The organism is Peptoniphilus harei (genome assembly GCF_016726485.1).
GTDB classification, from domain to species: Bacteria; Bacillota; Clostridia; order Tissierellales; family Peptoniphilaceae; genus Peptoniphilus_A; species Peptoniphilus_A harei.
The window spans coordinates 1799440-1822221 of the sequence record NZ_CP068103.1 but is presented as its reverse complement, the minus strand read 5'-3'; the positions used below and the strand labels follow the sequence as shown (position 1 = coordinate 1822221).

The following is a 22782-nucleotide window of genomic DNA, read 5'->3' as shown; positions in this document are numbered from 1 at the left end:
TTCCTTATTCTTTTTTTATATATTTATATTTATTGTTTTGTAATTTGTATAAGATACTAAACCCGGTTTTTTTGCAGGATGTCTTTTTACATTTATCTTGAAGGTATAGTCTACCGGTATATTTTGAGATTTGGATAATGAGCTATACTTAGCAGCAAATTTTGCTGCAGTCATCATTGCACTATTTGAGAAATCCCTATTATCATTTTTTAAAATTACATGTGATCCTGGAGCATCTTTTACGTGGAACCATAGATCATTTTTTCTAGCTTTTTTTAGAGTCAAATAATCATTTTGTTTATTATTTTTCCCAATGTAAATATCAAATCCATCTTCTGTTTTAATTACAAGATAATTTTCTTGAGAGTCTTTTCTTTTCTTCTTTTTATTATTTTTTTTCTTCTTTAGATAACCTTCTTTTTCTAACTCTTCGTATAATTCATCAATCTCATCAGGAGTCTCTGCGAAGTCGATATTTAATAATATAGATTCTAAATATTCCACTTCAGACTTTCCAATTTCAATTTGTTCACTTAGAAAAACAGCTGCATTTTTCAGCTTTGAATATTTCTTATAATATTTAGAGGCATTAGAAGGCCCATCCAATTTAGGATCAAGAGGAATTTTCATTTCTTCCATTTCATTATAAAAATTTTCTACTGTGACAGAACTTGCACCTTTTTCAATTCTATGAAAATTTGAAGATAAAAGGTCAGCATAAACTTTAAACTTGTCTCTATTTAGGGCAGCATTGAGTTCATTTACTTGGTTTGATATCTTCCTATTAGTTTTTTCTATATGCTTCTTAACAGCCTTTCTAAGCTCTTTGCTCTTGGATCCTAAAGAATCCCTTAAAAATTTTGAATTATAAAACTCTTCTAGAAGGGGAGAGACCATTTCAACTTTTATTTTCTCATAATCACTTAATGATTCTAGATCAATTGAATAGAAGTCTTTAAAGACATCATCTCTAATGATTTTTATTGGAGAGAATTTATTGTCTCTAATATCCTTAAAGATACTAAGGAAATTCTTATTTAAGTTTTCCATCTCTTCTTCATTAAGTGAAGAAATATTTCTCTTAAAATCAATATCTGATCTATACTCCAGCTCGCTACACATTTGTGGACTTATACCTGTAAAATTCTTTAAAAAGAAAGATTTTAGATTAAGGTTCTCTTGAGAAATCTTAATCAAATCAATTATTGAGTCTGTATCACAGGGATTAAGTCCACTTGATATATCTTCTTCATTATAAGTTAGACCAGGTAGAACTTCTCTAACGCTTGAAAGATTAAAATTAACTCTTTTTAGGGAGTCTATAATTTTTTTGCTTTCATTATCAATAAGAATAACATTGGAGTGTTTACCCATAAGTTCAATTATAAGAGACTTTTCACTGTACATCCCTAGTTCATCACGAGATTTTACATGAATTTCAACTATCCTATCCATCTTATATTGATTAACAGCGAGTATTTGATTATTCTCAAGATGTTTTCTAAGAAGCATGCAAAATGCCGGTGGATTCTGCGGACTATCAAAGATTTCTTCACTAAAATACATTCTAGGGCTACCAGAAATGGAAATAAAGAGCCTTTCTCTTTTACCATTAGCTCTTATATTAATTAATAAATCGTTATTGTCATTTTGGTAAATTTTATCTATTCTACCACCATTAACACGATTATTTATTTCATATACTAAACTTTTTACTACTGTACCATCTAAGGACATAATTATCACCTGAGAGTAATTATAACATATTATAGCTAGTGAATAAAAAGAACGAATAATCTAAACATATGTATAGAAAAGGGTTTTATAGGTGGAGAAGTAAAATTGAAAGAAGATTATAAAAATAATGATAAAAGTATAAATTAGAAATTATTATCATTTAGTATTTAATAGGGTATCATTATTTACTTGATAAAATATAACGACTGGAAATGATATAATAAAGGAAGTTTATGTATAACTATAATATATTAAATAATCTTAATATTAAATGATTTCACAAGCTATAAAGCCTAATTTAATGAAAGATATAGTGCAAGTTTAAAAAGATATAGTATAAGACTAAAATAGATGCGAATATAATGAAAATAAATTTAAGTTAAGACTTTAGAATGCAAAATTAAAATGAATAATAACTTAAACAATAAAAACAAAATATAATTAAGAAGGATAAAAAATTATAGAAAGTAAGTAGTAAAATGGTGAAAATCAAAAAATAGTAAATTTAAGATTTTTCTAAAAAAAGAGGGCTAAAAGATAAAAATCTAAAAAAACATAAAAATTAGTCACAAAATTATTATTTTGTGACTAATTTCTATGTTTTTTTATATAAGATTTTTTAGCTTTTAATAGGTTCCCCTCTCACTCAATGGAATATATATTAAAAATCAAATAGTGATTTCTCATTATTAGACTTATTTAACCCAGCTTTTGTATTCTTTAGATCTTTTAAATCCTTAGGATCTTCCTTAGATAATTCTTTTAATTCATTATCTTTCTTATCTAGATCCTTATTATCCTCTTCATAATTATATCTCTTTCCCTTAGTTTTAAAATTTCCAGAAATATAAACTGAATCATTCTTCCAATCTACATTAAGGCCTAAAGTTTCAGAAATAAATCTTATAGGAACATAAGTCCTTCCATCATAAAGTATTGCAGGAGAATCTAAATTAACTATACTTTCATTTCCTCCATTATTTACCTTTGCCTTAGTTGAATTAATATCTAGTTCAACTAAAACATCTATGGCTCCTATTAATATACCACTAGTTTTAGTTTCCTTTCTTTGATAAAAGTTTATATTAGCGCCAAGGTTTTCTGTTATATATCTAACAGGCACCATTACCCTATCGTTAGTCTTGTCAAGATATGCACTACCCATATCTCCAGGTATATTTTGTATACTATCATTAATATAAATATTTATATCCTTATCAGCTGCTTCCTTGGGTAATTTACCAGCTGCAAAAACAGATGTACTTAAAACTGCGGACATAATTCCAATTCCTAATAATTTTTTAATATTTTTCATAAAATCTCCTTTTTATTGATTCTTCTCTTCATTGTCTTTTGAAGCATTAGTTTTTAAATCTAAATTTGAAAGAGGGTTTGATGCCACCATTTTTCGCAAAGCTTCTTTGTTAACATGGGTGTATATCTCAGTAGTGTTTACAGACTCATGTCCCAAAATTTCTTGAAGTGATCTAATATCAGCATTTCCATATTCATATAAAAGCGTAGCTGCAGTATGTCTAAGCTTATGGACAGAATACTTTTTAGTGTCCAGTCCAGAATTTCTCATATGCTTTTCTATCATATGTTGAATAGACCTATTACTCATTCTTTGTTGTCTCATTGACAAGAATAAAGCATCATCCTTAATTTGAGGACGTACTTTCAAATATTCTTCAATAGCATAAATAGATGCTTCATTTAAATAGATGACTCTTTCTTTATTACCCTTTCCAATAACTTTTAGAGTATTATCTTCTTGTAAATGAGAAATATTTATACCTGCTAGTTCCGAAAGTCTCATTCCACAGTTTAAAAACAAGGTAACTATAGCATAATCTCTTTTTTTATAGAGAGGCTTACTCTTAGATTTTTCAATTGTTCTTAATAAATTTAAACTTTGATCTAAGGTTAAATAAACTGGAAGAGTCTTCTCCACCTTGGGCATATCTATATCTATAACAGGATTAATTTTTATTATATCAATCTTTGCATGGAGATAGTTATAAAAACTCCTAATTGAAGAGATTTTTCTAAACTTGGACCTATTAGATATCTTCCTTTCTTTTTCCAAGAAAGCATTATAAGCATAGACATCTTGTTTTGTTACACTTTCCAAAAGTTCAGGACTAATGTCTTCAATAGTTATGTCGTCAAAATCAACCTTTGAGTCTACAAGACCCTTTCTTCTCTTTATAAACCTTACAAACATCCTAAGATCATAATAGTACTCTTTCACTGTATTATCAGAAGCTCCCTTAGTTGATTTCATGTAATCTAAAAAATCATCAATTAAGTTCGAATTTATCAAGCTATCACCTCCTATAAAATAAAAAACCTGACAAAAGTCAGGTTCTTAATTATTTAGCGTATTCAACAGCCCTAGTTTCTCTTATGACATTTACTTTAATTTGTCCTGGGAAATCTAGTTCTGCTTCTATTCTCTTAACAATCTCTCTAGCAGTGATAGTAATCTCTGCTTCAGATATTTTTTCAGGTTTTACAATTATACGAATTTCACGTCCAGCTTGAACAGCATAGGATTTTTCAATTCCATCAAATTCATTTGCAATTTCTTCAAGTTTTTCCAATCTTTGGATATAGGATTCTACTGTTTCACGTCTAGCACCTGGTCTTGCTGCAGATATTGCATCTGCTGCTTGAACTAATACTGATTCAACACAGTTAGGTTCAACATCACCATGGTGAGACTGAATTGCATTTATAACAAATTCTGACTCGTGATACTTTCTTGCAATTTCAACCCCAACATCAACATGTGGAGCATCGAGATTCCTATCAACAGACTTACCTAAGTCGTGAAGCAATCCTCCTCTTTTAGCAAGCTTAACGTCAGCGCCAATTTCACCTGCAAGAATACCAGCAATCTCAGAAACTTCAACTGAATGCTTAAGGTTATTTTGTCCATAACTAGTTCTATATTTAAGTCTACCTAAATATTTAATAATTTCTGGATGAAGACCATGAACCCCAGCATCATAAGCTGCCTGTTCACCAGATTCTTTGATGATAGTTTCTACTTCATTCTTAGCTTTTTCAACAGTTTCTTCAATCTTAGTTGGATGAATCCTACCATCGTTAACTAGCTTTTCAAGAGCTACTCTTGCAATCTCTCTTCTTATTGGATCAAAACAAGATAAAACTACGGCTTCTGGAGTATCGTCAATAATTAAATCAACTCCAGTTATTGATTCAATAGCTCTGATGTTTCTACCTTCACGTCCTATTATTCTTCCCTTCATTTCATCATTTGGAAGATTAACAACTGCTACAGTAGACTCTGCAACTTGATCAGCTGCACATCTTTGTATTGCTTGCGCAATAACATTTCTAGCGTATTTTCCTGATTCTTCTTTGATCCTATTTTCATTTTCTTTAATAATAAGTGCAGATTCATTAGTTATTTCTTTTTTAAGTTCATTTAAAAGAATTTCTTTACCCTCGTCCTTTGTAAGACCAGCAACCTTTTGAAGTTCCTCTTCTCTTTGCTTTACAGGTTCATCAGCTTGGTCTTCTTTTTCTCTTAGACCTTCTAATTTCTTGCTAAGTTTTTCATCTTTTCTTTCAACTTGAGAAGATTTCTTATCTAATTGGCGTTCTTTGGATAAAACTCTATCTTCTAATTCCTTAATTTCAGCTCTTCTTAATTTAGCTTCATTTTCTTGTTCAGATCTTAACTTTTGAATCTCTTCTTTAGCTTCAACAAGTAACATTTTCTTTTGTGTTTGTGCTTGATTTTCAGCATCGTATATTATCTTTTTAGATAATTCTTCAGCATTTTTAAGTTTACCTTCAGAAATATATTTTCTAATAGCATAGCCAACAGCTAAGCCAATAATACCGATTATAATAGATATTAAAGTACTAAAACCCATTCTACACACCTCCTATTTAGTTTTCATGTTTCAAGTTTTAAAATCATAATTAAGGCAGAAAGCCTTAAAATAATTGTATATCTTTTAAAAGCATAAGTCAAACAGAAAAGCGTGTCCAATGGCTCAATCTATTTACTTTTATAAATAGGAATTGCTAGCTTGTATCCTGGCTTTATATCATATGATGAAATACTATTTGCTTTCTCTATGTCCATTACAAATCTCATTTTATTTTTATATTCATAATTTTCGGATATAGTCCAAATAGTATCTCCCCTCTTTACTGTGTATACATCATAGACAATTTCTTTGTCTTTAAATTCCAATTCTGATTCGTTCTTTACTACTAATCCAGAATTAAAAATAAAAATTAGTAAAAGAAAGAAAAGAACTTTTTGTTTTTTAATTACTATAGTACGTCTCATATAATCACCTCATAAAATATTAACGATAGTTTAAACCTTTGTATCAAACACTTGTATTAAATATAAGTTCTAAACAAATGTTATATCATTCGTTCTTTTTTGTCAATATAAAAGAACAAAGTTTTTAAACCAAAGTTTGAAATGCTTGTTCAAATGTGATATTATATATTTATAAAAATTAGGAGGTAAATCCATGTACGATGATTTAAACCAAAGAGAACTTGAAATTTTATTTTTTATTAAAAGATTTATCGAATCAAAATCCTACCCACCTACTGTTCGTGAAATTTGTGCTGGCTGTAATATAAAATCAACTTCAACTGTTTACTACGCCCTTGAAAAATTAGAATCTACTAACTATATAAGAAAGGATGCATCAAAAACTAGAGCAATTGAAATTGTTCCACAAGACGATGATATCTTGATGCTAAAAAAGAAAACTGTTGATGTACCTGTAGTTGGCAAGGTTACTGCCGGTGCTCCAATACTTGCTGTTCAAAACATCGAAGATACTATGCCTTTACCTGTTGACTTTGTTTCTGATAAGGAACTTTTTATATTAAAGGTTTCTGGAGAAAGTATGATCAATGCAGGAATATTCGACGGCGATTATGTAATTATTGAAAAAACAAATTGTGCTTCTAATGGAGAAAAAGTTTTAGCTTTAATCGAAGATGAAGCAACAATAAAAACTTATTACAAAGAAGAAAATAGATTTAGACTACAACCTGAAAATGATACAATGGAACCTCTATACTTCGAAAATATTGATATACTAGGCAAAATAGTTGGACTTTATAGAAGATTTAATTAAATATACATCTAAAAATAACCCCTTCTTTCCAAATTAGGATAGAGGGGGTTTATTATGTTCTTATTAAAGTATGAAATTAAAATTAGTTAATAAGTCAAAAAATTTATTATAAATTTAGTGGAACTTCAAATTCTCTTTTAGCTTTTTTAAATAAGAATTCACCATTACGCACTGATGATAGGCATTCTGCCCTATTTCTTATGGCTTCAAACTCATTTGGTGCATCAAGAACAATAAAGTTTGCAGGTTTTCCTTCATCAAATCCATACTCATCTTGAATGCAAAGAGCCTTTGCTCCATTATAAGTTATTAAGTCTAGATTCTTTCCAAAATCTTTTTCTTCCATAAGTTGTGCAAGGTGGATCCCATTATCAAGAATATTCATAAGATTACCATTACCTGCTGGATACCAAAGATCAACAATGGAGTCTTGCCCAAAGCAAACATTAATATCATTATCCACGAATTCACGAACTCTAGTTAAGCCACGACGTTTTGGATAAGTATCTTGACGTCCTTGTAGAAAGGCATTTTCTGTTGGTAGGGATACAAAGTTTAGTTTAGATTTCCTAAAGAGTCCCATCATTCTAAATGCATAAGAATCATCAGAAGATCCAAAGGAACAAGTGTGACTTGCAGTAGTTTTTTTTGATATTCCCTTTATCATTGCTTCAGCATTGAGAACTTCTAAAAATCTTGCCATCACATCATCAGTTTCGTCACAGTGAACATCAATTAATTTATTGTGTTTTACTGCTAGGTCAACTATTTCTTTTATAGATTTTTCACCAATTTCACGGCTCCACTCATTGTGAGGAATTCCTCCAACAACTTCACAACCCAATTCAAGTGCTTCCTCAACAAGGTCTCTTCCGGTTTTACCTTCTTCCTTGTAAGAGTACATTCCATTTTGTGGGAAAGCAACAACTTGAATTGTAACCTTATCTTTTAATTCATCGCGAACTTCTAGAGCAGCCTTAATACCTGTTAGATTTGGATCAGTACAGTCAGTTTGTGCTCTGATATATTGAGTTCCATAAGAAACGCAATCTTCTACAGCCTGACGAATTCTCTTCTTCATTTCTTTCTTAGTTGATCCTTTTTTAAAATCATTCCAAAGGTCTATTGCTTCAAATAGTGTGCCTGATTCATTCTTAACTTCATCTGTCTTTCCTATCATGTAATAGTCTAGGTGAAGATGGGCATCGACATAAGGTGGGATAACAAGGTTTCCGTCTAGATTTATCACTTCATCTGCTTCTCCTAAGTCCTTTCCAAATTTTACAAACTTACCATCTTCAACTAAGATTTCTGTAGCATCTTTATAACCATAAATTTTTCCATTAATAAATTTCTTTTTCATTAAATCCTCCTAGTATTTTATGATAGTTTTTTTGTTGCTTCATCTTCGATTAAATATATTAGAAAATTATTTATCTTCTTTCACAAATAAAACTATTGTATATAAATTATACACACTTATATTATATTACTTAGCTGAAATAAAACAATTTGTAATAAATAAAACTAATTTTTCTCAATACAATTAAATCAGATTAATTACTCATAATAGGTTTATCTATTTAATTTCTAAAAAACTATTATTACTTCAACAAAGTCAGAATTATAAGTAATAAAAAAGAATAGGTAACTTACCTACTCTCTTTGAATCCTTTATTTTTTTTTATAAGCTATCAAGACCGATCTGTAAATTTTATAAACTTTAAGCTTATTAAATCTCTATTAAGCCTTCCTTGTATAGGGCATTTAATAAGTTTATAAGTGAAAATTTAATGTGATAGTAAGAGAGGCCTCCTTGGAAATATACATAATAAGGTTCTCTCATAGGTCCATCTGCCGATAATTCAATAGATGAGCCTTCTATAAAGTCGCCTGCTGCCATTATTACCTGATCATCATAGCCTGGCATATCCCAAGGGATTGGTGTGAACTCTGAGTCTACTGGAGAAGAAAATTGAATGTACTTGCAGAAAATTTCAAGAATTTCTGGTTTTTGTAATTCAATTGCCGTAACAATATCACTTCTTGGGTCTGTGCTAGAAGGTATTGTTTTAAAACCTAATTCTTCAAAAGATCTTGAAAACAATGTTGCACCCCTTATTGCATCTTCAACAATTTTTGGTGACATAAAAAGTCCCTGAAGTATTTGCCTTGTCATACCAAAAGTTAGCCCACAGTCTTTACCTATTCCAGGAGCTGTTAAAAAATTTGCTGCCCTTTCAATAAGTTCTTCCTTGCCGGCTACATATCCCCCTGTATAACAAATTCCTCCACCAGGATTTTTTATTAGAGATCCTGCCATAATATCAATCCCAATTTCACTTGGTTCAATTAATTCTGTAAATTCTCCATAACAATTATCTACGAATATTTTTATATCTTTGTTAATTTTTTTAACTTCATCTACGGCCTCTTTAAGTTCAGAAACTGTAAAAGCTCTTCTATTAGAATAACCAGTTGATCTTTGCATTATAACAAGGCTTGTGTTGTCCTGAATATAATCTTTTATACTATCAACATCTATCATATTATTAACTAGAGGCACTTCAGAGTATTGATATCCAGAATTGATTAAGGAGTCTGGACTATCACCTCGAAGTCCTATTACCTTTTGTAGAGTATCATAGGGTGTTGAAGTTACTGATAATAAGTGATCGCCTGGTTTTAATACAGATTTAATTGCAAGAGTAATGGCATGGGTTCCTGAGACTATATTTGACCTAACAAGACTGTCTTCAACATTAAAAATCCTAGTGTATATAGACTCCACTTTGTCTCTTCCAATGTCCCCGTATCCATATCCTGTAGTCCAATTGAAATCAGTTGCTTTTAATCCTTCTTCCTGCATAGCCTTCAGGATTTTTACTTGATTGTATTGAGCTATGTCACTAAACTCTTTAAATCTATCTTGAAGTTTTTCTTCTATATTATTTACAAATTCAATTATTTTTGAATCTATATTATATTTTTCTTTAAATAAGTTATCGTATACTGTCATCTTTTCTCCTAAATCATCAGTCTAATTTACTATCAATATAGCTTTCTATTTCTTCTAATAAATTATCTGATTCCCTATCAAACCATTTTATTCTTCCGTCTCTTCTAAACCAAGTTAATTGTCTCTTGGCATAGTGTCTGGAATTCTTTTTTATAAGATCAATCATCTCTGAATATTCAATTTCACCTTCAAGATATGAAATTACTTCTTTATATCCAATAGCCTTTAGTGATTGAGAGTTTTTGTCCAAGCCTTTGTCTAAGAGGGATCTAACCTCATCTACGAGGCCAAGCTCAATCATTTTATCAACCCTACTATTAATTATCTCATAAAGTCTTTCTCTATCCATGTTAAGGCCAATAAATATTAAATTATAATCTTCATTTTCTTGACGAAAATTATTTTCCTTTTCATTTCCACTTTTTAAAATTTCTAAAGCTCTTATTATCCTTTGACCATTGTTGGGATGAATCTTTGCAGCCATATCTTTGTTAAGATTAAAAAGTTTATTATAAAGAAATTCACTACCTTTTTCTTCTAATATTTTTCTTAACTCCTCTCTATACTCATAATCTGCCTTTGTTTCTGTAAAATCAAGATTATAAACTATGGAGTTAATATAAAGGCCAGTTCCTCCAACAAGAATTGGAAGACCTCCCCTCCTATTTATATCGCTAATTATTTCTTTAGCTTTAAATTTAAAGTCAGCTACAGAAAAATTTTCATGAGCTTCTAAGATATCAACCATATGATGGGGAATATCTGTCTTATCTAAGTCTACCTTTGCCGTTCCAATATCTAGTTTTTTATAAATCTGCATGGAGTCACTAGAAATAATTTCTCCCTTATACTTATTTGCAAGTTTAAGAGAAATTTCTGTCTTTCCTATTCCAGTTGGCCCAGTAATTATTAACAAATTTTCCATTTATTCCCTCAAAAATAATTTTGAAATAGTGTGCTTTGATACTTCTACTATTGTAGGTCTTCCATGAGGACAAGTATAAGGATTTTCACAATTTTTCAAATCTCTAATTAGAGCCTCTATCTCAATGTCTGATAGGTCATCTCCTGCTTTAACAGAAGCCTTACAAGCTTTTCTCATTATCTTATACATATCTGCTTCGTAATTTGATGATATATCTTTGTCTAAAGAGTCAATTATATCTCTAATAAAGTCCACATAGGTAGGAAGACCAAAGATCATTGGCACTTCTCTTAAAACAATAGACCTATCTCCAAAATCTTCAATTTTAAATCCAAGTTCATTAAATAAATCAAAGTAAGTTAAGATTTTATCGTACTCTATTTGATTTAATTCAATAATTTCAGGCTTAATTAAAATTTGTGAAGATATTTCGCTATTAAGATACATTTTTAAGAATTTTTCATAGTTTACTCTTTCGTGAGCAGCATGCTGATCAACAACAAAAACTTTTCCATCTCTTTGATTTTCTAAAAGAATATAAGTCTTGAAAAGAACTCCACTAATTCTAGTATTTAAAAGGTCTTCATCAATGCGGCTAGCCCCATCATCAAATAAGAAGTTCTTTTCTTCACCCTCTATCTTACTATCTGATGCATTATCTTTCGTTACATCTTCACTATATAATAGAGCTTCTTCATTAAAAGAATTATTATCTTGTGATTTTATATCTTCATCTTTTTCTATTTCCCATAGACTTTTAAGATTATTATTTCTAGAATCTTCTTTTTCAATTAAATCAGAAGTTTCTTCTGTATCATCTTCATCATCAAAAATATCAAATACATTTACGTTTTCTTTCTTATCTTCTAATTCAATTTCTCTTATAGACCTATTTGGATAAATTACTTCTTCAACAACTTCGGATAAAAGAGCTGTTAAAATATTTTCATTGGAAATTTTTATTTCATTTTTCTTTGGATGAATGTTCACATCAATTAATTTAGGGTCAATATCTATATAGAGAACAAAAACAGGATACCTATTAAGTGGTATTAAAGAATTGTAATTTTTTTCAATGGCTCTAGAAATATTTATGTCTCTTATAAATCTGCCATTTACAAAAATATACTGACTATCTCTGTTAGACCTGAAAAGTTTATTGTTGGAGAAAAATCCTCTTATTTTATAGTTTTCTGATTCAAATTTTCCTTCATTTAAGGATGAAGCTATTTCTGAACCAAGAATTGAAAATATCCTATTAATTGGATCCTTGTCACTTCCAGTATTCAAAATAGTCTTACCATCTCTAATTAAAGTGAACTTTATATTATTATTTGATAGGGCAATTTTTTGAACAATATCAATGATGTTATTAATCTCTGTAGAATCTTTCCTTAGGAATTTCTTCCTAACAGGAGTGTTGTAAAAGACATCATTAATTATAAAAGTCGTTCCCTTTGGCATTCCCACCTTATTCTTTTTAAGAATTTTGCCATTTTCTATAATTAGAGAATTTCCTGCCAAATCTTCTTCTCTTTTTGTCATTAGTTTTATCTTTGAAATGTTTGAGATACTTGCTAGGGCTTCTCCACGAAAACCTAGAGTCCTAATTTTTTCCAAATCTTCTATTACTTGAAGCTTGGAAGTAGAATGACGAAGGAAAGCAAGCTCAAGGTCGTCCTCAGAAAAACCTGAACCGTTATCTGATACCTTGATATAATTAGTGCTTTCGCCTCTCAACTCAATAAGAATATCATCAGTTCCTGCATCAATGGAATTTTCCACCAATTCTTTTACTATAGATGCAGAATTTTCAATTATTTCACCGGCTGCAATTTTTGATATTGTTTGTTCATCTAAAAGTTTTATCATTTTAACTCCTTAGATTGTTTAACTATTTCATCTAATAAATTAAAGGCTTCCATTGGACTTAGCTCAAGGATGTTTATTTCTCTCAATTTATTAATAAAATTTTCCAATTCTGGATTGGATTTCTCTTCTCTAATAAATTCTTTATTAAGGTCTATACTTATGCCTTCATTTTCTTTTTCAATAATAGCTAAAATATCTTTTGCCCTATTAATAATTCTATCATCAATACCTGCAAGCTTCGCTACATCAATTCCGTAAGAATTATTTGTAAATCCCTTTATTATTTTTCTCAAAAAGATAATATCATCTTCTTGTCTATCTACTGCTATAGTTAAGTTTTCTATAGAGTCATATTTCTCCTCGAGGTGGACTAATTCATGGTAGTGGGTAGCAAAAAGAGTTTTAGCCTTAATATTTTCTGCAATATATTCTATTATTGCATTGGCTATAGCAAGTCCATCAAAGGTACTTGTTCCCCTTCCAACTTCATCTAGTATCAAAAGTGAATTTGATGTCGCGTTTTGAATTATATCTGCAACCTCTTTCATCTCAACCATAAATGTCGATTGACCCATGGCCAAGTTATCACTAGCTCCAATTCTTGTAAAAATTCTATCTACTAAAGAAATATTACAAGAGTCGCAGGGTACGAAGCATCCAATGTGAGCCATTATAGTGATAAGAGCAACTTGTCTCATATAGGTTGACTTACCTGCCATATTAGGTCCTGTAATTATATGAATCATATTGTTTTTTGTATCAATATAGGTATCATTTGGAACAAAAAACTCATCTTTTATATATGATTCAACTATTGGATGTCTCCCTGCTTTTATTTCAATAAACCCTTCATTGTTAAAGCTTGGTCTTACGTAATTGTTTAAATTTGAAACTTTTGCTAAAGATAATAGAGAATCGAGATTCGAAAGTTTGTCTGCAAGTATTTGAATCCTATAAATTTCTTTACCAATAAAATCCTTTAAACCATTGTAAATTTCTGCCTGCATACTCAAGGCTCTTTCCTTAGATCCAAGCAACTTGCCTTCCATGTCCTTTAATTCCACGGAAAAGAATCTTTCGGATCCAACTAAAGTTTGTTTTCTAATATAATCTTCAGGTACTCGGTCTAAAAAAGATTTCGTAACTTCAATAAAATATCCTAAAATTTTATTGTGTTTAACTTTAAGTTTCTTAATTCCAGTTCTATTTCTTTCTCTTTCTTCAAATTCTAGTAACCAGTTTTTGCCTTCTGTCGCAATCTTGAAAAGTTCATCTAAATCCTTTGAATATCCTTCTTTAATAATCCTATTTTCCTCTATTACAACTGGTGGATTGTCAATTAGAACCCTATCTATTTCACTATATATATCAGACAAATCTATAAATTCTTTGGATAATAAATTCAAACATTCATTGTCTTGATCTTCTAAAATTTCTTTTATTTTCTTAGAATTTTCAATTGTTGACTTAAGCGAATAAAGCTCACGTGGATTTATACTTCCATTAGATATTTTTACTACAAGTCTTTCGATATCGTAGACTTCTTTCAAAATTTTTTCAATCTTATCTTGTAATAAGAGGTCCCTCGTAAAGGATTCAATAATGTCTTGTCTCTCTTGAATTTTATTTAAATCAACTAGTGGACTTTCCACCCATTTTTTTAATTTTCTAGATCCCATAGAAGTGCTACACTTGTCTAAAACATCTAAGAGAGATCCTTTTTTTGAGAAGGTATTTAGTCCCTTAACAACTTCAAGAGTTCTCTTGGAACTTTCATCTAAAAGTAAGAAATCATAGTTGTTGTAATAAGATATACTGTTGATATGTTTTAAATTAATTTTTTGTGTTACAACTATATACTGTAAAATTTTTTTAAGTGAAGTATAATCAGCAATTTTATTGTCAGATATAAAAGATTTTAAATTGTTTTTAAAGTTATCACTGAAATACTTTCCAAAATCTTTAAATATATTGCTGTCTTTGAGATTGCCAACTATATAAGGGTTAATAAAAATATTATCTTTTTTAATTTTATTTTTAAAGCTTTCTAATTCATCCTCATTTATTAAAATTTCGTTTGGACTAATCCTATCAATTTGATCTTGGAGAAATCTAAATAGCTCCTTCTTAGATAAAAAAGTCTTTTCAGTAAAATAAATTTCTCCTGTTGAATAGTCTGAATAAGTTAAATTTAGAGAATATCCTTGAATAAAAATTGATAAAAAATAGTTATTAGAATCACTTTTCAAATATTCTGTGTCTGTGAAGGTTCCTGGTGTAATAATTTGTGTAACTTCTCTCTTTACAATTCCTTTAGCGAGTTTGGGATCTTCGACTTGATCATAAATTGCAACCTTGTAACCCTTATCTATTAACTTTGAAATATAAGAAGAAGCTACGTGATATGGAACACCACACATAGGGGCCTTTTCTTCTAAACCAGCCTCTCTTCTTGTTAGAGTTATCTCAAGTTCTCTTGATGCCAAAAGTGCATCATCAAAAAACATTTCAAAAAAGTCACCAAGTCTAAAAAATAATATAGCATCTGGATTTTCATCCTTTACAGCAAGATATTGCTGCATCATTGGAGTTAATTTTTCACGATTCAACCTTCTCACCTACTAGAGAAAAACTATTAGCATCTTTAATCTTTACTTTAACAATATTTCCAACATCATTTGCATTTCCATCAAAATTAACTAATTTAAATTCGTCAGTTCTTCCACTAACTTTACTTTCATTCTTTTTAGAAATGTCTTCTACAAGAACATCTACTTCCCTACCAATAAAAGCCTTATTCTTCTTTTCTTGAATTGGATACAGTACATCAAGAAGCCTTTCAAATCTTTCATGCTTTATCTTGTCAGGAACCTGATCTGTCCTATTTGCAGCAGGGGTATTCTCCCTAACTGAATAAATAAAAGTAAAGGCTGTATCATACTCAACTTTTTTAATCAAATCGAGGGTATCCATAAAGTCTTCTTCCTCTTCTCCTGGAAAACCTACCATAATATCTGTTGAAAGTGCAATATTTGGATTTACATTTTTAACCTTATCAATTGTTCTTAGATAATCTTCCTTTGTGTACTTCCTATTCATCATCTTAAGAACTCTTGATGAACCTGCTTGGACTGGAAGGTGTAAAAAGTTAGATAATTTATCAAGATTCTTAAAAGAATAGATTAATTCATCAGAAATATCCTTAGGATGGGAAGTCATAAATCTTATCCTTTCAATGCCCTTGATATCATTTATTTCTTCTAAGAGATTAGAAAAAGTAAATTTTTCATCAAGAGTCTTTCCATAAGAATTGACATTTTGACCAAGAAGGGTAACTTCTTTGGTGCCATGTCTCGCTAAATCTTCAATTTCCCTAATAATTTCCCCAGGTCTTCTACTAGTTTCTCTTCCCCTAGTATAAGGAACTATACAGTAAGAACAGAAATTGTTACAACCATACATAATATTTACATAGGACTTAAAATTATAAAGTCTATTGGCTCCAAGCTTATCATCAATACTTAGGGCATTTTCTTCAATATCCATTGCAAGTTTTGTCCCATTATATGATTCTGTTAAAAGTTCAGGTAGTTTCCAAATATTGTTTGTTCCAAAAATTATATCTACATTAGGAAACTTTTCTATTACATAGTTCCTAGACTCATCCCTTTGCATCATACAACCACAAACTGCTATTTTTATATTTTTCTTTTTTTGATTTTAAGTTTTTTAAATTCCCCAATTGTCCGTAAACTTTATCTTCTGCAGAATGTCTTACTGAGCAAGTATTTACAATAATAAAGTCTGCTTCATCAATCTCATTTACAAAGCTATATCCCATTTTTTCAAGAAGCCAAGTTATCTTTTCTGAGTCATGTTCATTCATTTGGCAACCATGAGTTATAACTAAAGCTTTTTTCTCATCAATGTTTTCTTTTATGTTTCTTATATATTCATTTACATTATTATTTAAATCGTTAATTAATTCTTTATTTTCCATATACATCCTCATTTCATATCTTTATATTATAACTGAAAAATAGCCACTTTATCAAGAAAAGAGTATGCATATGCATACTCTTAAGATAGTATATTATTTAAATATCTAGCGACATAAACACCACATGCCGATGCTTGTGAAAGTGAGTGAGTGGCACCTCCGCCATCTCCTACAACAAACAATCCTTCAACTGAAGTCTCAAAATTATTATCTGTTTCAACTCTTGAATTATAGAACTTAACTTCAACACCATATAATAGAGTGTCGTCGTTGGCAGTTCCTGGTGCAATTTTATCAAGAGCATAAATCATCTCAATTATTGAGTCCAATTGTCTCTTAGGAATTACAAGAGATAAATCACCTGGAGTTGCCTTTAGAGTTGGCTCTGTGAAACACTTCTGCATCCTTCTTTCATCAGACCTTCTGCCTTTGACTAAATCTCCAAATCTTTGAAGGAGAACCCCTCCCCCTAACATATTAGATAATTTAGCTATGGATTCTCCATACTCATTGGAATCTTTAAAAGGTTCAGTGAATTTATTACTAACAAGAAGTGCAAAATTTGTGTTTTCTGATTGTAATTTAGGATCTGCGTAGGAATGACCATTAACAGTTATAATTCCATTGGTATTCTCAGCAACTACTTGACCATAAGGGTTCATGCAAAAGGTCCTAACAAGGTCATTATACATTTTTGTTTGATAAACTATTTTAGACTCATAAACTGCATCTGTTATATGTTTAAAAACTTCTGCAGGTAGTTCAACCCTTACACCAATATCAACTTGGTTGGAAAACAAATTAATGTCAAATTTTTTACAAATTTCTGAAATCCATTTAGATCCACTTCTTCCTGAAGCAAGTACTAATTTTTCACAGGAATAAGTTTCTCCCTTATCACTTGTTAGGATAAATTTATCTTTCTTTTCAACATCAACAATTGTCGTGTTAAATAACATTTCAACTTTATCCTTAGTCCATTCATAAACTTTTTCCAGGATTTTTATATTTCTATCAGTCCCAAAATGTCTCACCTTGGCGTCTAGAAGATGAAGATCATGCTTTAGAGCAAGTGTCTTTAAATTTGATGACTTTGTCTCGTATAATTTTGAATTCCCACCATCAAAGTCACAAAGAACTTTATCAACATATTCCATTAGCTCAATTGAGTCTTCCTTTCCAAGAAAATCATGCATTTGACCACCAAAATTAGTTGTAATGTTATATTTTCCATCAGAAAGGGTCCCTGCTCCACCATAACCATTCATAATATTGCAAGGATTACAAGAGATACAATTATCAACTTTTCCAGTTTTTATTGGACACTGTCTTTTGTATATTTCATTTCCCTTATCTATTACTAAAACCCTTAAGTCCGAATTCATCTTTTTAAATTCATAAGAAGCAAATACACCTGAAGCACCTGCTCCTACAATTATTACATCATAATCTTTCAATTTGTATCTCCTAATTAAATTTTTCCATAAAATTTTTAAATCTTTGAGGAAACTTATCTTCTATTTCTAATTCTTTCCCACTAATGGGGTGTTTAAATTTAAGTTTATAGGCATGTAAAAGCTGTTTATCAATTTTAAATTTATTTTTCACACCATATACATAATCTCCAACTATTGGATGGTTTACATAGGCCAAGTGAACCCTAATTTGATGAGTCCTACCCGTATGTAAATGAACATCTAGAAGAGTAAACTTGCTAAAATTTTTTAAAACCTTGAAACTAGTTGAAGCTTCTTTAGAATTTTCATAAATAACTTTCATTTTAATTCTATTGTTAGGATCTCTTCCAATGGGTTCGTTTAGATCAAAATCTTCATAGATATTTCCTTGGCATATAGCAAGATAGTGTTTATCTATTTGTCGATTTTTAAACATATCCACCAACTTATAATAGGCCTCATCTTTTTTTGCTATAATCATAAGACCTGAAGTATCCTTATCAAGTCTATGAACTATTCCAGGCCTATCTTTGTCAATTGGGTTTGAGAGTTCTTTAAAAGAATATAAAAGTCCATTTACTAAAGTTCCACTTTTATTTCCTGCTCCTGGATGAACAACAAGGTCTTGAGGTTTAGAAATGACTGCTAAATAGTCATCTTCATATAAAATATCAAAGTTAATTTTTTCTGGATAAAGTCTAAAGTCATCCTCATATTCAACGGAAATTTTATCACATTCTTTTAAACTATATCCAGCCTTTTCTATTTTGTTATTTACTAAAATATTACCTTCTTTTATATTTTTTTTAATTTGAGATCTGTTGATTTCAATTTTTCCATCTAAAAATTTATCTAGTCTTAATCCAACAGACTCCTTATCAACGATAAAATTGTTCTTATACATAGCTCACCTTTTGTTATCATGGAGAAGTATACCTATTGATATCAAAATTGTTCCAACTACTATAAAAACATCAGCAAAGTTAAAAATTGCAAAGTCGTATCCAAGAAATTTCATACTAATAAAATCAATTACATAATGAAGCCTGATTCTATCAATAAAGTTTCCAATAGTACCTCCAATTAATAAGCTAAAACTAAGAAGATAAATAAAAGGAACTTTGTTGTAGTTCTTGAATAAGAATATAATAAGTATTAATAAGACTGCTACTGTGATAACTGCAAATAGTGACCTAAAACCTTGGAGTATTCCAAAAGCTGCTCCTCGATTTTCTATATAATAGAGTCTTAAAAAATTATCTATTAAGACAATAGAATTCTCATTAGCTAAATTAGTTGCAGCAAGGTATTTTGTGAATTGATCTACAATAATTAAAATAATACTAAATATAGCAACAAACATATTTTCTCCCCTTATTTATTTAATCTCACGATTAATACAGAATTTCCTTTTTTAGTATTTCCTTCAAGGTCATATAATCTAAATCGACCGTAATGGCTTACAGATACTAAATCTCCTAGCTCTAATTCTAAATGTGATCTTGTTTCTTTGGCAAAATTTACCTTTACAAGTTCAGCTTGTATCATATCTTTCACTTTTGACCTAGAAAGATTGAAAACTTTTGAAATTAAGTTATCTAGTCTAAAAGAGGAAACAATTACCTTTTTATAGTCATATTCCTTCTTCGGAAGACCACTTATATCATCTTCTCTTGAAAGCAATATATTGTATTTCGAAACTTTAGTGAGATTAATTTCTATAAAATTTGAAATTTCTCTTTTAACAAAAAAATAAGTGAATTTTTCTCCAATTAAAATATCACCTATTTTTCCTCTGTCTATACTTAAACCTAAAATAGATCCAAGTACATCACCATGTTTAATTTTATTATTAGTTTCAAATTTGAATAGAACAAGATCATTGTCTTCATTTTCATACCTATAGGCAGGGTATATGTAGATAATACTAGATTCACTATCTTCATATCCCCCGTCTATTTCATATGACACTTGGTCTTTAAATCTATTCAATATGGAAATAGATAAATTAATCTCATGAGGATTTAGAAAATCTGTTGAAGTTGAAATATGATTATTCATAACAGATTCCATTTTGTCGATTACTTTTCTAATAGAAATCTTTTCTTCGGGTCTATTTATATGATTAATTAAATCTATTCTATTTAAATTTACCAAGGGAACATTCCGTTATTTTTAAGTTGTTCCTTTAATCCGTCAATTTCTACATTGTTTGGTGCAAGTATAAAAATATCCTTGTTTACCTTTTGCATCTTGCCATCAAGAGCATAAAGAGCTCCACTAACAAAATCAAAAATTTGTCTCTTAACATCAACATCTAATTGTTCAAAATTAAGAACTACTGCTTTAAAATCTCTCAAATCATCAACTATAAGGGGAGATTCATCATAAGATAGTGGTTCATGAACTGTAATTATCATGTTGCTTGCTGATACTCTAGACTTTGTTGCTGGTTTGTGGCTAACTGGTTTAGAAGGAGTATAAGCTGGTTCGATTGCTTCACTTTCACTCACTTCATCTTCAAATTCTTCATCAAAATCTTCATATTCATATTCGTCTGCAAAACCAAAGATTTTCTTTAGTTTATCCATAGTTTTTTCTGCCATAATATCCTCCTAATTATAATTTCTATTTCCAAAAAGTTTAGAGCCAACTCTAATCATGTTGGATCCTTCTTCTATAGCTAATTTAAAATCATGACTCATTCCCATTGATAGGTACTTCATTTCTACATTTTCATAATCCTTTGAAGCAATTTCTTCAAACTTATTATTCATTTTTTCAAATAATTTTCTAAGTAAGACCTCGTCTTCAGTATTTGGTGCTATAGCCATGAGTCCTTTAATATTAATATTTTTAAATTCAAGAAGTTCATAAATAAAATCCTCAGTATCTTCGTACTTTATTCCAAACTTGCTGTCCTCATTTCCAATATTAATTTGAACTAGACAATCAACTTTTATGTCATCTTTTTTTGCTCTCTTGTTAATTTCTTTTGCTAGTTTTATTCTATCAAGAGATTGAATTAATTTAACTTTATTATAAATATATTTTACTTTATTAGTCTGTAAATTGCCAATTAAATGGAAATTTAATTCATTATTTTTTAATTTTTCTTTGATTTTTTCATCTTCAATTTTAGATACAAGTTCTTGTACCTTATTTTCACCAAAATCATGAACACCAAGACCGTTAAATTCTTCTATCATTTCAACAGGGTGAGTTTTAGAAACTGCTATTAGTTTAACATCTCTTTTAAAATTAGATTTATCCTTAGCTATTTCAATATCTTCATAAAGTTGTTTTAAATTATCTTTTAAATCCAATTTATCACCTCAGTTTAATATTCTTGATTCATCAACAGTTTTTGGATTTATAACTATTGCATCATTTACAGTTAATGTCTTGTATGATTTTTCTCCGATACTAAAAACAGATTGTTTGTTACCTCTATTAATAAATACAGTATCACTTGATTCACTGACAATATCAACTGGCACAAATTTAACAAGACCTCTGATTTCCTGTACATAAACTCCTGTAAGATTATTTCTTTCAATTAAAGTTGATTTAGGTATCTCAAAACCCTTGGTCTTATTTACAATAATTTTACCTTCATGAATTCTATTTGAATACATATTTTCAAAATATCGATCTAAACTGATAATTATAACCGCATGATTTTCATCTTTGTTAATTTTCTCAACGACTCCATAAATATCTTCTATATCTGGAATTTGTATTTTTACGGAATCTCCAATATTATAGTTTGCTATGTTTGATACATTTGAAATAGTACAAGCCACTTTCCAGTTTAAATTATTCATAATTTTAAAAAGTGGATCGCCATTCTTTACCCTAGTTTCCATCTCAAGATTCTTAAAGTTGTAGTTTTTATTTAAGTACTTATATGTAAACTTATCAAGGTCTTTTATATCAAAATATTCTTCATTTCCATCAATTTTGTATGATACAATTCCACTAAATTCTGTCAAATAAGAAAAATTATATTTTGAAATTTTTTCTTCTAATTCTTCTTTTTTAACATTTAATGCAGCATCAGAAAGTTCAAGGTATTCTTTTAATTCTGCTGTATTAATGTTTTCATTTATACCATTATCTGTTGAGTTTATATCGTAATAAACTTCTGTAAAATCTTTATTTTTTATCTGTTCCTGTAAATTTTTAGTGAAAGTTTTTGAGCTCTCTTTCTCAGGAGGTTCTATGCCTTGTTTTATTTTTATAGCTGCTTTTATTTTAGCTAACTCATCTTTTAGAGATGATACATCACCCATAAGGTTTAAATTTGCAACTTCATACCCAGAAGGTACCTTTTGACCTTCACTAGCGTGAAAGACTACAACTCCATCTCCTTCTGCATAGTAAGCTTTTTCTTCAAAGATATTGTATACTCTTGTGTCAATGTCTTTTTCAAAAGTAGTCAAAGTTGGAAAAATCGTCTTATAATCATTAACTCTATTTCCTCTTATTAACTTTCCAAAAATCATTAGCAAAAATAAAATAAAAATAAGAGCAAAAACCCTTCTTTTTATATATTTATTTTTATTTTTAAAACTACTCAAAAAACCACCTATTTACCAAGTAATTATAACATAAACTCT

General features: G+C 29.6%; 18 protein-coding genes and 1 pseudogene. 1 reads left to right on the top strand and 18 read right to left on the bottom strand.

Features of this window, described 5'->3' with window-relative positions; all coding sequences use genetic code 11:
• Positions 1–15: 15 nt before the first annotated feature.
• The 5 genes from I6I93_RS08615 to I6I93_RS08595 all read right to left on the bottom strand — a co-directional run bounded on the left by I6I93_RS08615 (position 16) and on the right by I6I93_RS08595 (position 6073).
• Positions 16–1737 carry an Rqc2 family fibronectin-binding protein gene (locus I6I93_RS08615; RefSeq protein ID WP_112890206.1) on the bottom strand — a complete coding sequence of 574 codons (1722 nt, stop codon included), beginning with the start codon at positions 1735–1737 and terminating at the stop codon, positions 16–18.
• Between the two features lie 661 nt (positions 1738–2398).
• Entirely contained in the window at positions 2399–3052 is a 654-nt protein-coding gene (locus I6I93_RS08610; protein WP_112890205.1) for a copper amine oxidase N-terminal domain-containing protein, read from the bottom strand.
• 12 nt (positions 3053–3064) lie between these two features.
• A complete protein-coding gene (locus I6I93_RS08605; protein WP_112890204.1) occupies positions 3065–4063 on the bottom strand; it encodes a tyrosine recombinase XerC in 999 nt (332 codons plus the stop codon).
• 49 nt (positions 4064–4112) lie between these two features.
• The gene (rny, locus tag I6I93_RS08600; RefSeq protein WP_112890203.1) at positions 4113–5648 is read right to left on the bottom strand and encodes a ribonuclease Y; all 1536 of its coding nucleotides are present in this window, start codon (positions 5646–5648) and stop codon (positions 4113–4115) included.
• Positions 5649–5776: 128 nt separating this feature from the next.
• Positions 5777–6073, bottom strand: a complete 297-nt coding sequence (locus I6I93_RS08595; RefSeq protein ID WP_070701164.1) for a LysM peptidoglycan-binding domain-containing protein — start codon at positions 6071–6073, stop codon at positions 5777–5779.
• 193 nt (positions 6074–6266) lie between these two features.
• On the opposite strand from I6I93_RS08595, the gene lexA reads away from it, so the two are divergent.
• Positions 6267–6887, top strand: coding sequence for a transcriptional repressor LexA (gene lexA / locus I6I93_RS08590; protein ID WP_070701162.1), 621 nt, complete (start codon positions 6267–6269; stop codon positions 6885–6887).
• Between the two features lie 106 nt (positions 6888–6993).
• Here lexA and I6I93_RS08585 read toward each other — a convergent pair whose 3' ends face one another.
• The 13 genes and pseudogenes from I6I93_RS08585 to I6I93_RS08525 form a co-directional block, all read right to left on the bottom strand.
• Entirely contained in the window at positions 6994–8250 is a 1257-nt protein-coding gene (locus I6I93_RS08585) for an amidohydrolase family protein (protein ID WP_112890202.1), read from the bottom strand.
• A gap of 369 nt (positions 8251–8619) precedes the next feature.
• The gene (locus I6I93_RS08580) at positions 8620–9906 is read right to left on the bottom strand and encodes a methionine gamma-lyase family protein (protein ID WP_112890201.1); all 1287 of its coding nucleotides are present in this window, start codon (positions 9904–9906) and stop codon (positions 8620–8622) included.
• A 16-nt stretch (positions 9907–9922) separates the two neighbouring features.
• Positions 9923–10831 carry a tRNA (adenosine(37)-N6)-dimethylallyltransferase MiaA gene (gene miaA, locus I6I93_RS08575; protein ID WP_112890200.1) on the bottom strand — a complete coding sequence of 303 codons (909 nt, stop codon included), beginning with the start codon at positions 10829–10831 and terminating at the stop codon, positions 9923–9925.
• Positions 10832–12703, bottom strand: coding sequence for a DNA mismatch repair endonuclease MutL (mutL, locus tag I6I93_RS08570; protein WP_112890199.1), 1872 nt, complete (start codon positions 12701–12703; stop codon positions 10832–10834). It lies immediately after the preceding gene.
• The gene (gene mutS / locus I6I93_RS08565; protein WP_456107185.1) at positions 12700–15321 is read right to left on the bottom strand and encodes a DNA mismatch repair protein MutS; all 2622 of its coding nucleotides are present in this window, start codon (positions 15319–15321) and stop codon (positions 12700–12702) included. The genes mutL and mutS overlap by 4 nt, the downstream gene beginning before the upstream one ends.
• Positions 15302–16703: pseudogene (miaB, locus tag I6I93_RS08560) on the bottom strand (tRNA (N6-isopentenyl adenosine(37)-C2)-methylthiotransferase MiaB). The gene mutS and the pseudogene miaB overlap by 20 nt, the downstream one beginning before the upstream one ends.
• 80 nt (positions 16704–16783) lie before the next feature.
• Positions 16784–18160 (bottom strand): NAD(P)/FAD-dependent oxidoreductase, encoded by a 1377-nt coding sequence (locus tag I6I93_RS08555; protein WP_112890197.1) that lies wholly within the window; start codon positions 18158–18160, stop codon positions 16784–16786.
• Positions 18161–18170: 10 nt separating this feature from the next.
• Positions 18171–19064 carry an RluA family pseudouridine synthase gene (locus I6I93_RS08550; RefSeq protein ID WP_112890196.1) on the bottom strand — a complete coding sequence of 298 codons (894 nt, stop codon included), beginning with the start codon at positions 19062–19064 and terminating at the stop codon, positions 18171–18173.
• A 3-nt stretch (positions 19065–19067) separates the two neighbouring features.
• The gene (gene lspA, locus I6I93_RS08545) at positions 19068–19523 is read right to left on the bottom strand and encodes a signal peptidase II (RefSeq protein ID WP_112890195.1); all 456 of its coding nucleotides are present in this window, start codon (positions 19521–19523) and stop codon (positions 19068–19070) included.
• An 11-nt stretch (positions 19524–19534) separates the two neighbouring features.
• A complete protein-coding gene (locus tag I6I93_RS08540) occupies positions 19535–20317 on the bottom strand; it encodes a YlmH family RNA-binding protein (RefSeq protein ID WP_112890194.1) in 783 nt (260 codons plus the stop codon).
• Positions 20311–20766 carry a cell division protein SepF gene (locus I6I93_RS08535; RefSeq protein ID WP_070701140.1) on the bottom strand — a complete coding sequence of 152 codons (456 nt, stop codon included), beginning with the start codon at positions 20764–20766 and terminating at the stop codon, positions 20311–20313. Before I6I93_RS08535 ends, I6I93_RS08540 begins: the two co-directional genes overlap by 7 nt.
• A 9-nt stretch (positions 20767–20775) precedes the next feature.
• Entirely contained in the window at positions 20776–21486 is a 711-nt protein-coding gene (locus I6I93_RS08530) for a YggS family pyridoxal phosphate-dependent enzyme (protein WP_112890193.1), read from the bottom strand.
• Positions 21487–21495: 9 nt separating this feature from the next.
• Complete coding sequence (locus tag I6I93_RS08525; RefSeq protein WP_112890192.1) at positions 21496–22743, bottom strand: HlyD family efflux transporter periplasmic adaptor subunit; 1248 nt, start codon at positions 22741–22743, stop codon at positions 21496–21498.
• Positions 22744–22782: the final 39 nt, after the last annotated feature.

What these genes read in the sequence shown, in the direction of transcription:
- I6I93_RS08615 (WP_112890206.1), bottom strand. Translation starts at nt 1,737, where the DNA reads ATGTCCTTAGATGGTACAGTAGTAAAAAGTTTAGTATATGAAATAAAT.
- I6I93_RS08610 (WP_112890205.1), bottom strand. Translation starts at nt 3,052, where the DNA reads ATGAAAAATATTAAAAAATTATTAGGAATTGGAATTATGTCCGCAGTT.
- rny (WP_112890203.1), bottom strand. Translation starts at nt 5,648, where the DNA reads ATGGGTTTTAGTACTTTAATATCTATTATAATCGGTATTATTGGCTTA.
- I6I93_RS08595 (WP_070701164.1), bottom strand. Translation starts at nt 6,073, where the DNA reads ATGAGACGTACTATAGTAATTAAAAAACAAAAAGTTCTTTTCTTTCTT.
- lexA (WP_070701162.1), top strand. Translation starts at nt 6,267, where the DNA reads ATGTACGATGATTTAAACCAAAGAGAACTTGAAATTTTATTTTTTATT.
- I6I93_RS08585 (WP_112890202.1), bottom strand. Translation starts at nt 8,250, where the DNA reads ATGAAAAAGAAATTTATTAATGGAAAAATTTATGGTTATAAAGATGCT.
- I6I93_RS08580 (WP_112890201.1), bottom strand. Translation starts at nt 9,906, where the DNA reads ATGACAGTATACGATAACTTATTTAAAGAAAAATATAATATAGATTCA.
- miaA (WP_112890200.1), bottom strand. Translation starts at nt 10,831, where the DNA reads ATGGAAAATTTGTTAATAATTACTGGGCCAACTGGAATAGGAAAGACA.
- mutL (WP_112890199.1), bottom strand. Translation starts at nt 12,703, where the DNA reads ATGATAAAACTTTTAGATGAACAAACAATATCAAAAATTGCAGCCGGT.
- I6I93_RS08550 (WP_112890196.1), bottom strand. Translation starts at nt 19,064, where the DNA reads ATGTATAAGAACAATTTTATCGTTGATAAGGAGTCTGTTGGATTAAGA.
- lspA (WP_112890195.1), bottom strand. Translation starts at nt 19,523, where the DNA reads ATGTTTGTTGCTATATTTAGTATTATTTTAATTATTGTAGATCAATTC.
- I6I93_RS08535 (WP_070701140.1), bottom strand. Translation starts at nt 20,766, where the DNA reads ATGGCAGAAAAAACTATGGATAAACTAAAGAAAATCTTTGGTTTTGCA.